Genomic DNA, 18,199 nt, shown 5'->3' on the forward strand with positions numbered 1-18,199 from the left:
TGTCTTATTTGTCTTCTATCCAATCTTTAATATGATCGACAATGCCTACCGTACCATTTGGTAATTGTTCAAGGACAGAAGGAAAGTCCATATGGCCGATACCTGGATAGACGATTTCTTTCGTTTCTCCTCCATAGCGTTTATACTGCTCCATTGTCGCTTGTGAATCAGTATACGGAATGATTTCATCATCTTTGCCAGAGATAAATAATAACTTAGGAAATTGTTCAATTTCTTCAATATCTGGAAGATAATCAGCTTTAATTGTATAAATTAAGTCTGTAATGATTGTTTTAATTGGGGCGACGAATGATAAGATATCTAGTCCGTTTTCTTTTCGTGCGTAGACCGTCTTTTTTAAAATATATTGTGGCAAATTTTTAATTGCAGTAATTTCATCTTTAAAGTGATCACGTTTACTATCTGTAGAGAACAAACGTGCTAGCATACTTGTGTTTGGTGTAATTTTAGCTGCGCTGCTTAAATAAACAAGGTGCGATATAGGCAATGTATTAAATTTCAACAAACGTGTGCCAATCATACCACCCATCGAGTAACCAATGACCATGACCTTTTCAAGTTGTTGTGACGAAACAATTTGTTCCAAAACGTCTTCAATTCGTTCAGAGTAATCATCTAATGTGTGATTATTGCGATCGATACTTGAGCTTTTGCCACGGCTTGGACAGTTAATATAGATCATCTTATATTCTCTAAAGTACGGTTCAAACATCGTCATAATGCGGTAGGTCATGATTGCCCCATGTAAGAAGACAATTGCCCTATTTGAAGTTTGATTCCCGGCAAATGCCACTTCGACTTGTTCGTTATGATAATTTTTCAATTGATAAATTTGTGTTTTGAAATATTTTCTGTTCATAATCAACCTCAAAAATTGCTATATTACTAAATTATTATTTTATCACAAAATTATCAAAACAGAGGCAAATTAAAAAGTATAACTTATAGAATTGTTGCAAGTTACGTACAATTCATCAAGTTATACTATAAACTAATCGTTTTAGTTATTATCTGAAATAGCAGAATGAATCGATTGCATTTTAGATTCTACATCTGCAATTTCAATTGCACAGTCTTTTAACATATCACTATAATCATCCGTACTCGCATTATTTTTATAGCGAATTTTATGCTCTAGACTTGCCCACATATCCATACCAATGGTTCTAATTTGAATCTCCACTGGAAGCTTTTCAACTTTATTTGATAAGAATACTGGGATAGACACAACAATATGTAAGCTTCGATAGCCGTTGTCTTTTGGATTTTTAATATAGTCTTTACGTTTTAGAAGTTTGACATCCTCTTGTTTTAATAGCATCTTTTCAATGACATAAATATCCTCTAAATAGTTACAAACAACGCGAATACCTGCAATATCTAATATATGTTCACGAGCACTTTCTGCACTAATATCTAGTTGTTTGCGGTGCAACTTTTTAATTAAGCTGTTCATTTCTTTCACACGGCGTTCCATATGGTGAATAGGGTTGTGTTTATAAACGTGATTGAAGTTGTCATCTAGAATATCTAATTTTGTACTGATTTCTTTTAAGGCTGAGGAGTATAAGTGGTCCAGTTCTACGAAGCCAATAAGTCTATCAAAGGCTTCGTCTCCATCTTTAAAATGATGTAAGTTATCTTTAAATTCACTTCGTAATTCTTCTATATACAATGATGGTTTTCTTTCTACATACATAGTATTTCCTCCTTAATCATCACTGTATATTATAGCGAATTGCAAAATGAACTAAAAATAATACTCTTTGATTTCACATTATTTTTAACAATTAAATTTATAATTAAAAATGCAAACCTTTATATTGAACAATGCGTCTAGACATAAAGGTTTGCAACTATTAATTATGATGATTCATTCTTATTATGTTCGATGACTTTTGTACCACGATTATCAGCGATGTCTTGTGCGCGTTTAGTGGCCTCTGCTTTCATCTCAAACGTATCAGACGCTTGTTTCGCACCTTCTGTTTTCACTTTCCATTCATCATCTTCGAAATAGACATGTACATTTTCGTCATTTAGTTTTGGATTTGCAGATTGATCTTTTTTGTGTTGGGTAATGTGTTTATGTTTTAATTCATCTAGCTCATCTTTCGTCGCATCTTTATACCAATCTTTAGCTTGCTGTGTAGCAATCGGTATAACATCCCCTTCTTTATAACCATCTTTTAACATAGCATTACCAATATCAATTGCTTTCTTACGTTCTAATTCATCGAAGTTCTTCCACGTGTTCGGATAATCATCCATCGTCCAAGGCATCCTATCAAACTCCTTTTTAACTTGATAGTTTGCTTTACCACTATCGTTTAGAGTGAAACTTGCTTATTGGACTATGCTTTAATCGCCACACCATTTTCAACATCATCTATATCTTTACGTGTATGCACACAATTATTTTGTAGTCTCATTAATGCCGATTTAATGTAATTATATTGAGGTAAATCGGAGAGTTCATTAATTTCAAGTCGGCTTTGAAGTTCGAAATGTTTCGCTAAATTTTCAAAAGTAACTAGGTATTCTCCCATTTGCTGATCTGAAATACGTTGACGTTGATGATCTTGCATCGCACGCATTAACATAAAGTTAATCTCTTCCAAGGCAAATATACTTGGATAATAATAACGAATTACTTCTTGATTAGAGAACAATTCATCACTTGCTGAATTGTTGATTTGAATCATGTTACTCATTTTCACTGAAAGTGCTAAACTTTCATCTCTTTCACGTAAATCATCTTGGTAGTGATTCTCTGAGAATAAATATTGGAAGATTACCGCTTCCTTACGAACCACTTCTGCAATCGTTCGTGGTAACATGACAGACGCTGTTTGACGGTTAATAAGAAGAATTCCGACAACTGCAATTGCTATACCGATTAATACATCAAAGATACGTGTATAGGCAATTGAAATTGAAAGGTTATCTGATGCTAAACCATTTAATAATATAACTTGGATCGTGATAAATATAACTGCGAACGCATAGTTTGAACCTACAAATGTTTCAGTGACCATCGCTGCAATACCCATTATGATAACGGCAATGATTAAGTGTGGATTGAAATACAATATAGCTGATAAGACAAGTGTTCCTAAGATAGTACCTAGTCCACGAGCAACAGAACGGTCTAACATACGTCGAGTTGTCATGCCTAATAAGACTGTATGTGCTGTTAATGGTATCCAGTAAGATTTTTGGATATTAAAGGCTAATGAAATAAAGATTGCTACTGCCATAATGACGGCGTAAATTAATGTATTTCGAAATACAATCGAATCTAATGTTAAATTATGAATGATACGTTGACTATATAACGGTTTACGAACACTTGCTTCATGTTCAATTTGACTTGAATCTAAGTTCGTAATTTCATCAATTTTCAAGATATATTGTAATAAATCATCAAATGCTTCATCTACATGAACTTCTTTTGCCCACTTTTCACGAGAGGCTGTTGTTCGATATGCATTTCGTATCGCAACATCCATCATTTCAACTAATTCATTTGGTATAGGGCGTATACCTTTTTCATGTAGTTCCAATAATTCTGAATATAACCCCTGTGCCGATGTGTGGAGTAATAACAGTCTTTGAAAGCGCGGACTCAATTTCTGGTTCACTCCAGCCGTAGCAGTGATTAACAATTCATCTGAATTTTTAAACTGTGTTACCGCTGTTTTTGTACTTTCTTTAAATTTATCGACATCATTATAATTGTGCATTAATTCTTTAATCATGTTAAAGTCCGAATTAATCGCTCTATTTTCGATTTTTTGTTTTTGGAAAAGTATTGTCAAGATGACTACTAATGTAGCAATCGCACCACCAACAAGAATTGCTAAACCACGGTATAACGCTTCATTTGGTGCTATTGGCAAGTTACTTGGTAAACAAAACGTTACAAGAAAGAATGTTGAAGATGGTCCTGCAATCTTCAATGCACTGAAGATGTAATATGGGATGACTGTAACTAATAATAAGGTTACGCCATATAATATCGGCTCAGTAACTGTAAGTGTGCCCAGTATCATACATACTGCAAATGACAATGAGCATACGATAACAGTTCTAATCATTGAGCGGGGTGAACTTTTGAACACATAGATATGCGCCAACGTCCCAGTCGATACAAGCAATCCTAATGCAAAATTGCCTAGGAAATAACCTAATAGTGCTGGGATAATTAATAACAAGCCTTGTCTGACACCCTTCATCAGATCAACTTTACTTGTGTCAAATGTGATAAGTGAGTTTAAAACATTTCCCAATGTTATCTTTCCTTTCTATAAAACATACATATTTAATGGTAACACTTTTTATTAAGTTATATGATGACCATTGTCTAATTTACAAAAAAGGTAGGATTGAAATTATATCTGTGACATAGATTTCAAATCCTACCTTAGTAATGTATATTATTATGAAAATTTCTTTAATTATTTGGCTTCCGCAACATCGATGACTGGTTTTTCTGTAATATATTTGCCGATATTTTCGCTGAACACTTTAAAATGGTCTGAGTGGTTGTGTGCTTCAACCGCATCTTGATCTTTATAGTTCTCTACGACTACGAATGTATTTCGTTCAGTTACATCTTCATAGTGGCTATAAAATGTATTTCCTTCCTCTTCACGTGCATGTTTAACTAAGTTCGTCATTAAATCTAAATAGGCTTCACGATGTTCTTCACTTACTTTAAGTTTGGCATTAATAATAATCATACATTTCACCCTCAATTTTGTGATTAATTTAATACTATTTTACCATTTTCACTCATACATAAAACAATAATGTGACTTTAAGCTTTAAACACATTTTATTATATTTTCTCAAAATAGACATTTAGTGAATCTATGTTCCAAAGCACTTAGCAAGTAATGTAATTAAATAAGCCAGTAAATGAATTAATTAAAATCCACTTACTGGCTAGATTCTAGGAATGATTTCCTAGCTTATATGAAATTATTTTAATTCACGACTTTCATCTTTAATCAATGGTTTGTCTGGTGATACAAACAACCATAAAATTGCTGCGATGACTGCTGGAATAATTAATAATTGGAAAGTCATTGTCCAACCAAGTGATGCAACCAACGCACCAGCTAAGAATGGACTTAATAATGCACCAATGTTACCCCATAAATTCATCCAACCAGATACTGTACCGGCAAAGTTTCTACCAATGTCATTAGCTGCTGCCCAGCTCATACCCATTGATATACCCATACCACCTAAACCAAGTGATAACCAGAAAATCGTTACGTATAAATTCTCAGTATGTACTGCAAAGAAAATTGAAATTGCAAATACGATGAAACCAACAATGGCAATTAAACCTCTTGAAACGAATCTTGATTGTCCGCTGCGTAAAATTTTATCTGAAATCGCACCAGCAGACAAAATTAAAATAAACATGATAAACCAAGGTAATGAACTAATAGTCATGTCTTTAAATTCAACATGATATTGTTCAGTTAAATAAGTTGGTAACCAAATTAAGAATAATGAAATAACGAATTGTACTACAAAGTATTGACCTGCAATCGCATAGAAACTTACACGACGGAAGAATTGATTCCAAGGTGGTAGTGATTTACTTGTTTGAACAAGGTCACGATTCTCCATAATGAAATGTTTCTCAGCGTCATTAACCATACGGTGTTGCTCTGGTAAGTCTTTCGCAATGATTCCCCATAGTATTGCAATTAAAATACCTACAGCACCGAAGATGTAAAATACAGCTTGCCAATTAAATGCATTTACAATAGCAATAGTAATCACAGGCGCTAATACAGGTCCAAAATAAGAACCAGCGAGTAACATACTAGATGCTCTACCTTTCTCATCTTTAGAGAACCAGTTTGCATTAAACACAGCGTTTGATGGATACATTGGCGCTTCACCAACACCGAATAAGAAACGCACTAAATATAATAAACCGTGATGTTTAATCATACCTGTAAAGATAGTGAAAGCACTCCACCATACTAAAGCGATTGTAATCATCTTACGAGGTCCAAATTTCTCAGCTAACATACCAGAAGGTACTTGCATTAACGCGTAACCTAATGAGAAGAATGAAGCTAATAGACCAAATTGTTGCTTTGTCATATGTAAATCTTCCATCATTTGTGGGGCAATATATGAGATGTTAGATCTATCCATGTAAGCAATAACACCTATGATAAAAAATGCTAATGCGAAAAACCAACGAACACTACTTTTCTTTTGTCTTTGTACCATATCCTCTTTTTCCTACTTCCTTTAATTTGTTGATTCTAAATATGTTGTCTAATATAATCACGAGACTCCCTATTTGTAAAAATAACTCCCTTAAAACCCTTACCATCATAAGGTTTCAGCATTTATTTTTAATAATATTACCAGTTTTTGAAATCGTTTTCAACATCTTATTTAAAAGTTCTTTTATTAAATTGTAGATCGTTGGTTACTTTATTCACTAAATTCGTATTTACGCTTTGTAATCTCAATATTCATTAAAATTTGAACTCCATTTAAAAAAATTGTAAAATGAACTTGAAATGAAACGCTACTCATCATTATTTAAAATTAAATAGATAATTTATCCACTGGAAGTGCCTTTGTTTAAGGCTGAGAGTAAAGAAAGAACTTTATAATTCCTGGAACCTGATCCAGTTTGTACTGGCGTAGGAAAGTGGCTTACACATATCGTTACATAGATACTAACGCTATTTCCTACTAAGGAGATAGCGTTTTTTCATTTATTAGGGGTGATAGACATCTTTATTGCGATAACAACTTATAAACATTTAACAGAAGCAGACTTACAACACTTCATTGAAATTAATAAAGGCATCGATGGTTTACTCTTTCGTACGCCTATGTCTAGTGATGATTTATTTTCCTTTTTAAAAAAATTAATCGCTGCTGGCTTTCCAAGAAACAAAATTATTATCCATAGTGATGTTGACTTATTAGAATCCTTAAAACTTAAACGCTTGCACTGTCGTGAAATGGACACATTAGCGTTCGATTATAAAGCACAACATCCTGATGTTGAAGTAAGCATGTCGACGCACACTATTAACTCTGTGAAACAAGCTTTTAAACATCAATTAGATTATGTCTTTTATGGTCATATCTTTACCACGGCTTCTAAGCCAAATCAGCAGCCTAGATCAATGTCTGAAATCAAAGCCGTGTTACAAGTTCCGATTCCAGTCTATGCCATAGGAGGTATTACTGAAGATACGATACAACGGCTTCCAAATGGCTTTGCAGGAATTTGTGCAATTTCTTATTTTATGAGCGCATCTTTACAACAAATTCAACATCTACGAAAGGAGTGGTTGAAAGATGCATGACGTACTTATTGTTGGTTCTGGTGTTATCGGAATGTCCATTGCGAGACACCTAAGTCATACGCAACTCGACATTGCAATTGTCGACCGTGATATACCTGGTAAACATGCTTCATATAAAGCTGGAGGCATGTTAGGTGCACAAAATGAATTTACAGAAGACAGTGACTTATTTCGTCTCGCTCTAGAATCACGTGAATGCTTTCCTGAATTATGCGAAACACTCCAAGATGAAACTGGAATAGATATTCAATATCAATCATCTGGATTGATTAAAATCGCAAATCAAATTGAAGATGTTGAGCATTTGCGCTCACAATTTCAATTCTTACACGCCTTAGATGACAATGTAATTGAACTATCAGACGATGAATTAGCAGATTTAACCGATGGTAGTGTGGTTGCATCTGAAATGGCAATCTACATTCCAAATGATGGACAAATCAATGCAAATCATTATACGAAAGCATTATTTAAATCCTTACAACAGCGTCGTATTTCGCGCTACTTCAATACAAATGTAACAGATATTATTCGCCATAATGGTTACTATCAAATCGTTTCATCTCAAGGTGATTTATATGCGAAGAAAATCATTGTCGCAGGTGGTGCATGGTCATCTCAATTGTTAAAACAATATCAATTGCCTCGTGAGGTTGTCGGCGTTAAAGGTGAAGTGCTTCTAGTGGAACATGACGATTTAAACTTACAACAAACGGTATTTATGACTAATGGATGCTATATAGTTCCGAAAGCGCCTAATCGTTACTTAATTGGTGCTACTAGCGAATTTGATAATTATTCTGTAGGTAATACGGAACAAGGCGTCTTATGGTTAAAACACTATGCGACAGAACGTATACCTAAACTTGCAAACGCACGTATCATGAAGCAATGGTCTGGCGTACGTCCATATACCAATGGCGAATTACCAATTATGGACCGAGTTGACGATGGATTATATGTCATTACCGGTCATTATCGAAACGGTATTTTATTGTCCCCTGTTATTGGTCGTGACATTGCAAATTGGCTATTAACTGGAGTCAAACCATCTCGCTATGAATCTTTCAATGTCTCAAGGAGGTTAAATCATGAAATGCATTATTAATGGCGATGCATTCACATTCGACACTGAGCAATCAATTCATCAAGTGCTCATCTCTCTAGAATTAGACCCAGAACGTGTCATTGTTGAACATAATAAAACATTAATTAAACAAGAAGATTATCATCAACACACGGTACGTGAAGATGACCAATTAGAATTATTAGAATTTGTTGGAGGCGGATAAAATGTTTAAAATTGGAAATTTAGAATTACAATCTCGTTTATTACTAGGTACAGGAAAGTTTGAAAATGAAGACATACAAACAGAAGCGATTAAAGCTTCAGAAACAAATGTACTTACTTTCGCAGTAAGACGTATGAATTTGTATGACAAGAATTTACCTAATCCACTAGCAAACATTAATTTAAAAGACTTTATAACTTTTCCAAATACTGCTGGCGCAAAAACTGCTGAAGAAGCCATTCGTATTGCAGAAATCGCTAAACATGCAGGTGTATGTGACATGATTAAAGTAGAAGTTATTGGTGATGATGAAACGTTATTACCTGATCCATTTGAAACATATGAAGCTTGTAAAGTATTGCTAGAGCGTGGCTACATTGTATGTCCATATATTTCTAATGACGTCGTTTTAGCTAAACGTTTAGAAGAATTAGGTGTGCATGCCGTTATGCCATTAGCATCTCCAATAGGAACAGGCCGTGGCATAAACAACCAACTTAATTTAAGTTACATTATTAAAAACTCAAATGTGCCAGTTATCGTTGATGCTGGTATTGGTTCTCCGAAAGATGCATGTCATGCGATGGAATTAGGGGCTGACGGTATTCTACTCAATACAGCAGTATCAAGTGCTAAAGATCCTGTGAAGATGGCAGAAGCAATGAAATTAGGTATTCATGCTGGTCGCTTGTCTTATGAAGCAGGACGAATCCCAGTAAAATATACTGCCCAAGCATCAAGCCCAACTGAAGGTTTAGGTTTCTTATAATGCAACGTTACAATCGTCAAATGAGATTCTCTCCTTTTGGTGAACAAGGACAGCATGCCCTTTCTAATGCACAGTTACTTATTCTAGGTGCCGGCGCATTAGGTAGTCATGTCGCCGAGCTTCTTGCTCGAATGGGGGCACATCACATCACAATTGTTGATATGGATATAGTTGAAACGTCTAATCTACATCGACAAGCGCTTTATACTGAAGATGACGCTCAAAATATGGTACCAAAAGTACACTCAATAAAAGAACATATTGCACATATCAATCATCATGTAGACGTACAAACGTATTACCAAGAAATAACTTCAAACAATATTGAAGATATATTAAATGAAGTTAAACCAGATATCGTTATCGATGGGATGGATCATTTTAAAATTCGTTATCTCATCAATGAAGTGTGTCACAAACATCAAATTCCTTGGGTATATGGTGCTGCTGTCGGCAATAAAGGAACAGTTTATGGCATTGATTTCAAAGGACCATGTCTAAAATGTCTCCTAAAACAAATGCCATCAAGTGGCGAAAGTTGTGCAATTAATGGCGTACTACCAACTATTATTACGCAAGTAGCAAGTTATGAAGTTGCAGAAGTACTTCGTTACCTATCTGGAGAAGGTTTTTCAAAGAAACTAATCACTATTGATACGTGGCATATCGATTATAAAGCGATGAAGGTCGATATATTGAAAGATCACGCGTGTGAGGTATGTGCGAATCAACACTACTCACTTTTAGAAACGAAACACCAGCAGCATATTGAAAGCTTATGTGGACGTACATATCTCTTTAGATATCAGCCAAGTATATTTGAACACGCACACCACCTTCCCTGTGAAATTGTGAAATCCACTTCTTTCGCAAAATTAATTAAAGATGACGATTATGAAATTACCTTATTTAAAGATGGACGTATGAATGTTTATGGCATCGAAGATGATGAAGAAGCAATTAAGTTGTATCATTCTTATTTAAAAGCGCTAAAATAAAAATACACATAGGTTTATACAAGTAATTCATAGTAAATTTTATTATAATAAATTTACTATGAATTTTTAATTTCACAAATAATGCTTTTAATAAAAGGAGTTCTTGAATATAAATGGAACAATTAATCACTGATTTTATAAGTAAGTGGGGTTATACAGCAATCTTTATTCTCATCTTATTAGAGAATGTTTTACCTGTTGTCCCTTCTGAAATAATTCTTACCTTTGCTGGTTTAATGTCAGTAAAGTCGGGTTTATCAATACCTATTTTATTCCTTATATCAACAATCGCATCATTTATTGTATTATTAATCCTATATTATTTATGCCGTTTAATTAACGAAGAAAGTATTTATCGTTTTGTAGATAAACATGGTAAATGGTTTAAACTTAAAGGTAAAGATGTAAGGCGCGCAAATGACTGGTTTAAGCGTTATGGTACATGGGCAGTATTACTATGTCGCTTTATTCCAGTATTACGTGTATTAATCACAATTCCTGCAGGTATCAATAAAATGAATGTCGTTACGTTCGCAGTATTATCATTACTAGGTACTACAATTTGGAACTTCGCCCTAATCCTATTAGGCCGTATGCTAAGTGGTAGTTTCGATGCCCTAATGGCTGGTTTACACAATTATTCATATATTATGTATGTCATTATTATTCTTGCAGTACTTTACTTACTTTATAGAATATTCTTTAAAAACAGAAACCGAGTTAAATAACAGTTAAGGGAGTGGGACAGAAATAATATTTCCAAAATTTATTTCGTTGTCCCACCCCGGCAAGGTTGACTAGAATTAAAAAAAGCTTGTTACAAGTGCATTTTTAAATCAGTCAACTACTGCCAATATATATTTGTAGCCTGAGTCATTAAATTATGTCCCAGGCTTTTGTCTTACATATATTTAAACTTTAAGAATTAATTCTGACATTTTAAGCATCACCATTGAAAAAGTAGTGCTTTTTAAAGATAATTAATGTAAGCGATTTTATGACATATCTACCCATATGAATATCAATTCCAAACAGGAGTGAAATTAGATGACACAAACGACTGAAAGTGAATTACGAGAGAAATATTTAGATTTATTATCACAACAATTTGATAGTCCTGAGAAGTTAGCAACAGAAATTGTCAATTTAGAGTCTATTCTAGAATTACCAAAAGGTACTGAACACTTCGTCAGTGACCTTCATGGTGAATACGAATCGTTCCAACATGTATTGCGTAATGGATCAGGTAATGTCCGTTCAAAAATAAATGACCTTTATGCAAAGACATTATCCCAAAAAGAAATCGATGACTTAGCTGCCCTCGTCTATTACCCTGAAGAAAAATTAAAACTTGTGAAAAATAACTTCGATTCAAAGGGAAAATTGAATGTTTGGTATATTACTACAATTGAACAATTAATTGATTTAATTACTTATTGTTCATCAAAATATACACGCTCAAAATTACGTAAAGCGTTACCGAAAGAATATACATATATCGTTGAAGAGCTACTTTATAAGAATAATGAATTCAACAATAAAAAATCATATTATGAAACACTAGTAAATCAAATTATCGAGTTAGAACAATCTGACGACTTAATTATTGGTTTATCTTATAGTATCCAACGTCTAGTAGTTGATCATCTCCATGTAGTTGGTGATATTTACGACCGTGGTCCTCAACCAGATAAGATTATGGACACGTTAATCAATTATCACTCTGTTGATATTCAATGGGGAAACCACGATGTCTTATGGATAGGTGCATATGCTGGTTCTAAAGTATGTTTAGCCAACCTACTTCGAATATGTGCACGATACGATAATTTAGATATTATTGAAGATGCTTATGGAATTAATTTACGTCCGTTATTAACGCTTGCTGAAGAACATTATAGTGGTGATAATCCTGCATTTAAACCTAAGAAACGCCCTGATAAACCAGTTGGGCTATCTAAACTTGAAGAAAGCCAAATCACTAAGATTCATCAAGCCATTGCGATGATTCAATTCAAACTAGAAATGCCAATTATCAAACGTCGTCCTACCTTTGAAATGGAAGACCGTTTAGTCTTGGAAAAGGTCAACTATGATACGAATGAAATCACGATTTACGGTAAAACATATCCTTTAAAAGATACATGTTTCAGTACTGTGGACCCACAAGATCCTGGTAAATTATTACCTGAGGAAGAAGAAGTTATGAATAAACTGCTACTTTCTTTCCAACAATCTGAGAAATTGAAACGTCACATGTCGTTCTTGATGAAGAAAGGAAAACTTTACCTTCTATATAATGGCAATCTTCTTATTCATGGTTGTATCCCTGTTGATGAGAATGGAGAAATGGAATCATTCGAAATTGAAGGTAAACAACATAAAGGTCGTGACCTTTTAGACGTGTTTGAAAGACATGTACGCTATGCATACGACTACAAAGAAATCACTGATGATCTATCAACAGATTTAGTGTGGTATTTATGGACTGGTAAATATAGTTCACTTTTCGGAAAAAGAGCGATGACAACATTTGAACGTTACTTTATTGAAGATAAGACTTCTCATAAAGAACCTAAGAATCCATATTATTATTTAAGAGAAGATCTTGATATGATTCGCAAAATGTTAAAAGACTTCGGTCTCAATCCAGATGAAGGTCGAATTATCAATGGTCATACACCTGTTAAAGAAATAGATGGTGAAGACCCTATCAAAGCAGATGGTAAAATGTTAGTTATCGATGGTGGATTCTCAAAAGCATATCAAAAAACGACAGGTATTGCGGGTTATACATTACTTTACAATTCATTTGGCATGCAATTAGTCGCACATCAACATTTTGATTCAAGAGATAAAGTACTATCAGACGGTGCAGATGAATTATCAGTTCGTCGTGTTGTAGATGAAGAATTGCAACGCCAAAAAATCAGAGATACCAATGATGGTAAAGTACTTCAAGAACAAATCCGCATCTTAAAATTATTAATGCATGATAGATACTTAAATTAACACTTGAATCAATTTATACACACATATAAAAAAATGGCACTTTCTAAATCACTGAAATAGAAAGTGCCATTTATATATTACTTTTCTAATACACATCTCTTAAGATGCCGTATGTGCCTTGATCATATTGTGGTATAGGTTTAGTACTTTTATTAAATGAAACAACACTATTATCATCAACATGATAGATAATCATATCGTGATCAGTAATTGTGTCGTATTCCTCTGCAAGTACCTCCACAATATTCTTATTAATTATCGTATTATCAAACCATCTTGGACTGTGTGACTCATCAAATAAAATATGATTACGTAATGGACCATTTAAGTTATTACGTGCCTGTTCATCAGTAAATGACACTGGCATCATACTTACATTATTCAATCCAAACTCTGGTACCAATTCATTAAACGCTAAACTATTAAAAATAAACGACTTAGTCATTAATAGACATTTATTATAACGAATTAAATCCGCATATATTCGATCACTACTTGATAATAAATTTCCCTTAAACACTTCAAAGCCAAGTTCTTCTGCCTTCTCCGACGTATTCTCAAACAAATTAAATACCATTATAGGAATATCATGTTCATGTAGTTTCGTACCAAGATGGAATGAAAATTCACTCTCTCCTACTATAATGACACCTGGTGGTTCCGTACTAGCAAGACCTAGCAACTTACTCAATGGCGTAAAGCTAAAGCCGTAAATGACAACCGTAATAAACACTAGTCCAAACGTCACTGGAGTGATATAACTTGCCATTTTCACATTATCATCCATGAATAATCCTCCAAAGAATTGTGCCACAGTTAAAACGACAATTCCTCGAGGTGCCATCATTGCAACAATAGTGCGTTCTCTTTTCGTGATTTCTGTACCTATTGTTGATAATAAAACAGAGATTGGACGTACCAATACAATCATTGCAATCGCAAAAATCACTAATTGCCATGACAAGACATCCATCAATACAGATGACGTTAATGACGAAGTGATTAAAATAAAGACGGTGGATACAAGAATAGATGATGCATTTTCAATGAAATGATCTGACTCCTTGTAAATTAAATCATGTCTCTTATAACGTGCCATCATTAAGCCGAAAATTGTAACGGCTAATAATCCTGATTCTTGTAATATTTGGTCACAAATACTAAAGACTAATAAAATAAAGACTAACTGAATCGATGGCATCAAATTTTGCGGAATAAAATCACGTTGGATTAACCAATTGAAAATGAATGATGCCCCGAATCCAATTACGGCTGTTATAACCATTTTCAAAATAAAGATTAAAATAACTTGAACGCCAAAGCCTTGTTCAAATATTTGATAAACATAAAACGCAGTTAATGCGAGTATCGGTCCTATTGGATCTAATATGATACTTTCCCATCTTAAAATAGAGTCAACACTCTTACGCACCTTTGCTTGCTTAAGAAGTGGCTGAATGACGGTTGGGCCTGTAATCAAGAATAATCCGCCCATCACAACCGCAACAGAGATTGGAAAATCTAAAATTTTATGTAATGCAATCGCACCGAGCACCCATGATATAGCTGCGCCAACAGTAATAATTCGATTAACCGCTTTAGAAATGCCTCTTAATTCACGAAAGTCTAAATTACTACTTCCTTCGAATAAAATGACAGCTACAGCTAAAGATACAATCGGACTAAACACTTCGGCTCCCAATGTTTCTTGAGGGTTAACTAGTCCCAATATCGGTCCAATCAATAAGCCCACAATCGACATGACTACAATTGATGGCCATTTAATCTGTGTCGCTAACCATTGACTAAATATGCCTAATGCTAAAAATAAGACAATGATTAACATGACAGGTAAATCTAATGACATACCTACACCTTCCTTAATAAGATTCAACTTTTTTAATACTGTGTAATACTATCAAACTTTGATTAAGCCTGCATTATTATTTTATAAACAACCTGTTAATGCCTTTTTCGGACATACAATGTTCACTTCGAGTAAACTTTCCTATTTATTTCTAGTATATTTTCATCTAAAATAGGTAATTGCGTTTAAATATATGAATTTAGAAATGATTTGAAAGGAAATTTTAATTGTGCAACTTTTTAAAGAGAGTATCATGGTAGCTTTCGCATTTGTTGGTATTGTCGTTGGTGCTGGTTTTGCTACTGGTCAAGAAATATTTCAGTTCTTCACAAGTAACGGTATCTATAGCATCTCTGGCATTATTGTTACCGGTTTGATTATAACGCTAGCAGGCGTTTTCGTATTAAACACTGGCTTTGTCATTCAATCTCATAACCATTCTGAGTCTATTCGATATTATTTACATCCAATCATTGCACGTATCTTTGATATTATCTTAACTCTATTCTTATTCTCCTTAGCGATGATTATGACTGCGGGTGGTGCGTCAACTATACATGAAAGTTTCGGATTACCTTATTGGTTGAGTTCATTAATTCTAGTGTTAGTCATTCTTATGACGCTATTTCTTAAATTTGAACGTCTGATTACGGTATTAGGTATGGTTACACCGTTCTTAGTCATTGTTGTTTCTATTATCGCTATCTATTATTTTATAACAGGAGATTTAAATTTTAGTGCGGCCAATCGTTTCAACAAACAGCATCAATCTCTATCACTTGGTTGGTGGTTTGATGGGTTAAATTATGCAAGCCTACAAATTGCAGCCGCATTTAGTTTTTTAAGTGTTATGGGCGGTCGCATGCAGCATCGTCAGTCTGGCTTATGGGGTGGCCTACTTGGTGGCATCATTATCACATTACTGTTATTAATGATTAATTTGGGCCTTGTTACAGAATTTGAACATATTCAATCTGTCGCATTGCCGACCCTATTACTCGCAAGTCACATTTCACCATTATTAGGTACAGTGATGTCGATTATAATGGTTCTTGTTATCTATAATACGATTGTAGGTCTTATGTATGCATTTGCTTCCAGATTTACAGAGCCATTTTCCAAAGGGTACTTTGTACTCATCATTATAATGGCTATCATCACGTTTATATGTACATTTATCGGTTTCATTTCTTTAATTGGAAAAGTCTTCCCAATCATGGGATTATTTGGCTTCATACTACTTATCCCAATTTTATACCAAGGGTTTAAACACTTAGTATTCTCTAAATAAATTAGGATACATTAAAATGGACCCAAAGATGCGAACCATACATCTTTGAGTCCTTTTCCATTATGAATTCAGTATTTCTTGACCTTTCTGTAATCCAGCTTGTGTAATTTCATGACTATTGACCCATACTTCTGTAACCTGTGCACCCTGATGTTTAAATAAGTTAATGACATGTTCACTTTGATCAATAGATACGATTGGATCATTTTTTCCCATTGATAATAGAACGTCTACATCACTCATATCTTTGCTTGTTGAAGCGTCTATTGGATAAAGTGGGGCAAATAGTAATGCTTTTTTAAACGGTGCTTTGTCACGTAACATTAAGTTAATCGCAATATTTGATCCATTAGAGAAACCAACTAAAGCCGTTCGTTTCAAATCAAATTGATACTGTTCAGCCGCTTCATAAATAAAACCAAGCAACCGTTGACCTCGATATTCTAAATCTTCCTCATCGTATACGCCTTCTGCAAGACGTTTGAAATAACGATTCATACCATTTTCATTGACTTCTCCACGAATACTTAACAAGTTATAGTTAGGATTTAAAGCTGTTCCAAGTGGAATAAGATCTGTTTCATCCCCACCAGTTCCATGTAACAAAATTAACGTAGGTGCGTTATCCTTACCTGGTCTATAAATATGTTCCATTTGTCTCACCTCTCCTTAGTACTCATTTAATTTTATTGGCATTAAATGACCTTCTATTTCATATCTTCTTTCCTCGTAAAATGGCGGTAACTGTAGTTGTCTACCTAAATCATCGACGCTTTCATCAATCGTGAATCCAGGTCCTGCAGTTGCAAATTCAAATATTAAATTGCCAGGTTCTTTCATGTAAACCGCATGAAAATAGAATCGTTCTTTCACATCTGTTACATGCAAACCTTTATTATGAAGATAATCACGCCATTGTACATGTACCTCGTCATTTGGTACTGACCATGCAATATGATGGAAGATGCCACCACCCCAACGTACAGGTTGTGGGTTTACAAACTTTTTCACAATAATTTTTGATGCACGCTACCACTCGTTTGATAGTGCACATTGTCATCTGTTTCTTGAATATATTCTAACCCTAAATCATTTTGCAACAATGCTTCCGTAGCTTGAGGATTACCTGATAGCATTGTTACGCCATGAAATCCTATGATGTCATTGTTAACACGTTCTTCATCACTTTCAACCATCGCTAGTGTTAATCCGTGAATGTCCTCAAATTCTAACGTTGTTTGATTGAATGAATCAGTTTGACGTGTTTGAATCCCATTCGCATTTAATTTCATTTCCCAATGTGACATGCTATCTTTCGGTATTCTAAACGCTAAACGTCCAACCTGACCTGAACCGATACGACCTCTATATTGATTTGGCCAATTAAAGAAAGTAAGTACCATATCATGTTGCGCTCTGTCATTTGAGAAATATAAGTGATATGTTTTTGTATCATCATAATTTACTGTTTGTTTAATCAAAGATAAATTTAATACATTTGTATAGAAATCATACGTTTCTTGAGCATCTCCTACAATCGCTGAAATATGATGAATGTGTGTAATTGGTTCCATAAATT

At 34.2% G+C, this 18,199-nt stretch carries 16 protein-coding genes, 1 pseudogene and 1 riboswitch; of the genes and pseudogenes, 8 read left to right on the top strand and 9 right to left on the bottom strand.

The features are described from left to right. Positions 1-4 precede the first annotated feature (4 nt). The 6 genes from HMPREF3265_RS05550 to HMPREF3265_RS05575 all read right to left on the bottom strand — a co-directional run bounded on the left by HMPREF3265_RS05550 (position 5) and on the right by HMPREF3265_RS05575 (position 6,288). The gene (locus tag HMPREF3265_RS05550; protein ID WP_070441648.1) at positions 5-880 is read right to left on the bottom strand and encodes an alpha/beta fold hydrolase; all 876 of its coding nucleotides are present in this window, start codon (positions 878-880) and stop codon (positions 5-7) included. Between the two features lie 141 nt (positions 881-1,021). Beyond that, positions 1,022-1,720, bottom strand: a complete 699-nt coding sequence (locus HMPREF3265_RS05555) for a GTP pyrophosphokinase (RefSeq protein ID WP_070861126.1) — start codon at positions 1,718-1,720, stop codon at positions 1,022-1,024. 164 nt (positions 1,721-1,884) lie between these two features. Then, positions 1,885-2,304 carry a DUF2188 domain-containing protein gene (locus HMPREF3265_RS05560; RefSeq protein ID WP_053025346.1) on the bottom strand — a complete coding sequence of 140 codons (420 nt, stop codon included), beginning with the start codon at positions 2,302-2,304 and terminating at the stop codon, positions 1,885-1,887. 71 nt (positions 2,305-2,375) lie between these two features. Further along, entirely contained in the window at positions 2,376-4,313 is a 1,938-nt protein-coding gene (locus HMPREF3265_RS05565; RefSeq protein WP_070441642.1) for an FUSC family protein, read from the bottom strand. A 168-nt stretch (positions 4,314-4,481) separates the two neighbouring features. After that, entirely contained in the window at positions 4,482-4,766 is a 285-nt protein-coding gene (locus HMPREF3265_RS05570) for a putative quinol monooxygenase (RefSeq protein WP_037550272.1), read from the bottom strand. 241 nt (positions 4,767-5,007) lie between these two features. Then, positions 5,008-6,288, bottom strand: coding sequence for a pyruvate MFS transporter (locus HMPREF3265_RS05575; RefSeq protein WP_070441639.1), 1,281 nt, complete (start codon positions 6,286-6,288; stop codon positions 5,008-5,010). A 339-nt stretch (positions 6,289-6,627) separates the two neighbouring features. Further along, a riboswitch (TPP riboswitch) is annotated at positions 6,628-6,737 on the top strand. A 63-nt stretch (positions 6,738-6,800) separates the two neighbouring features. On the opposite strand from HMPREF3265_RS05575, the gene HMPREF3265_RS05580 reads away from it, so the two are divergent. The 7 genes from HMPREF3265_RS05580 to HMPREF3265_RS05610 all read left to right on the top strand — a co-directional run bounded on the left by HMPREF3265_RS05580 (position 6,801) and on the right by HMPREF3265_RS05610 (position 13,462). Next, positions 6,801-7,391, top strand: a complete 591-nt coding sequence (locus tag HMPREF3265_RS05580) for a thiamine phosphate synthase (RefSeq protein ID WP_070441687.1) — start codon at positions 6,801-6,803, stop codon at positions 7,389-7,391. Further along, positions 7,384-8,499 (top strand): glycine oxidase ThiO, encoded by a 1,116-nt coding sequence (gene thiO / locus HMPREF3265_RS05585; RefSeq protein WP_053025343.1) that lies wholly within the window; start codon positions 7,384-7,386, stop codon positions 8,497-8,499. Before HMPREF3265_RS05580 ends, thiO begins: the two co-directional genes overlap by 8 nt. After that, complete coding sequence (gene thiS / locus HMPREF3265_RS05590) at positions 8,483-8,683, top strand: sulfur carrier protein ThiS (protein WP_037550281.1); 201 nt, start codon at positions 8,483-8,485, stop codon at positions 8,681-8,683. Before thiO ends, thiS begins: the two co-directional genes overlap by 17 nt. Position 8,684: 1 nt before the next feature. Continuing rightward, positions 8,685-9,452, top strand: coding sequence for a thiazole synthase (locus HMPREF3265_RS05595; RefSeq protein WP_053025342.1), 768 nt, complete (start codon positions 8,685-8,687; stop codon positions 9,450-9,452). After that, entirely contained in the window at positions 9,452-10,450 is a 999-nt protein-coding gene (locus tag HMPREF3265_RS05600; RefSeq protein WP_053025341.1) for a ThiF family adenylyltransferase, read from the top strand. Before HMPREF3265_RS05595 ends, HMPREF3265_RS05600 begins: the two co-directional genes overlap by 1 nt. Positions 10,451-10,563: 113 nt before the next feature. Further along, on the top strand, positions 10,564-11,178 hold the full coding sequence (locus HMPREF3265_RS05605) for an undecaprenyl phosphate transporter UptA (RefSeq protein WP_070861127.1): 615 nt from the start codon (positions 10,564-10,566) through the stop codon (positions 11,176-11,178). Positions 11,179-11,497: 319 nt separating this feature from the next. Next, a complete protein-coding gene (locus tag HMPREF3265_RS05610; RefSeq protein ID WP_070861128.1) occupies positions 11,498-13,462 on the top strand; it encodes a fructose-bisphosphatase class III in 1,965 nt (654 codons plus the stop codon). 85 nt (positions 13,463-13,547) lie between these two features. On the opposite strand, the gene HMPREF3265_RS05615 is transcribed toward HMPREF3265_RS05610, so the two are convergent. Next, positions 13,548-15,329, bottom strand: coding sequence for a cation:proton antiporter (locus tag HMPREF3265_RS05615; protein ID WP_070861129.1), 1,782 nt, complete (start codon positions 15,327-15,329; stop codon positions 13,548-13,550). A gap of 253 nt (positions 15,330-15,582) precedes the next feature. Here HMPREF3265_RS05615 and HMPREF3265_RS05620 point away from each other — a divergent pair, with 253 nt between their 5' ends. Further along, on the top strand, positions 15,583-16,620 hold the full coding sequence (locus HMPREF3265_RS05620) for a YkvI family membrane protein (protein ID WP_276312453.1): 1,038 nt from the start codon (positions 15,583-15,585) through the stop codon (positions 16,618-16,620). Positions 16,621-16,680: 60 nt separating this feature from the next. On the opposite strand, the gene HMPREF3265_RS05625 is transcribed toward HMPREF3265_RS05620, so the two are convergent. Together HMPREF3265_RS05625 and HMPREF3265_RS05630 are read right to left on the bottom strand one after the other, a co-directional pair. Beyond that, on the bottom strand, positions 16,681-17,274 hold the full coding sequence (locus HMPREF3265_RS05625; RefSeq protein ID WP_011274881.1) for a methylhydroquinone degradation carboxylesterase MhqD: 594 nt from the start codon (positions 17,272-17,274) through the stop codon (positions 16,681-16,683). Between the two features lie 15 nt (positions 17,275-17,289). Further along, positions 17,290-18,194: pseudogene (locus HMPREF3265_RS05630) on the bottom strand (VOC family protein). Positions 18,195-18,199: the final 5 nt, after the last annotated feature.

Origin of the sequence: Staphylococcus sp. HMSC62B09 (assembly GCF_001839115.1) — a bacterium.
GTDB lineage: Bacteria > Bacillota > Bacilli > Staphylococcales > Staphylococcaceae > Staphylococcus > Staphylococcus haemolyticus.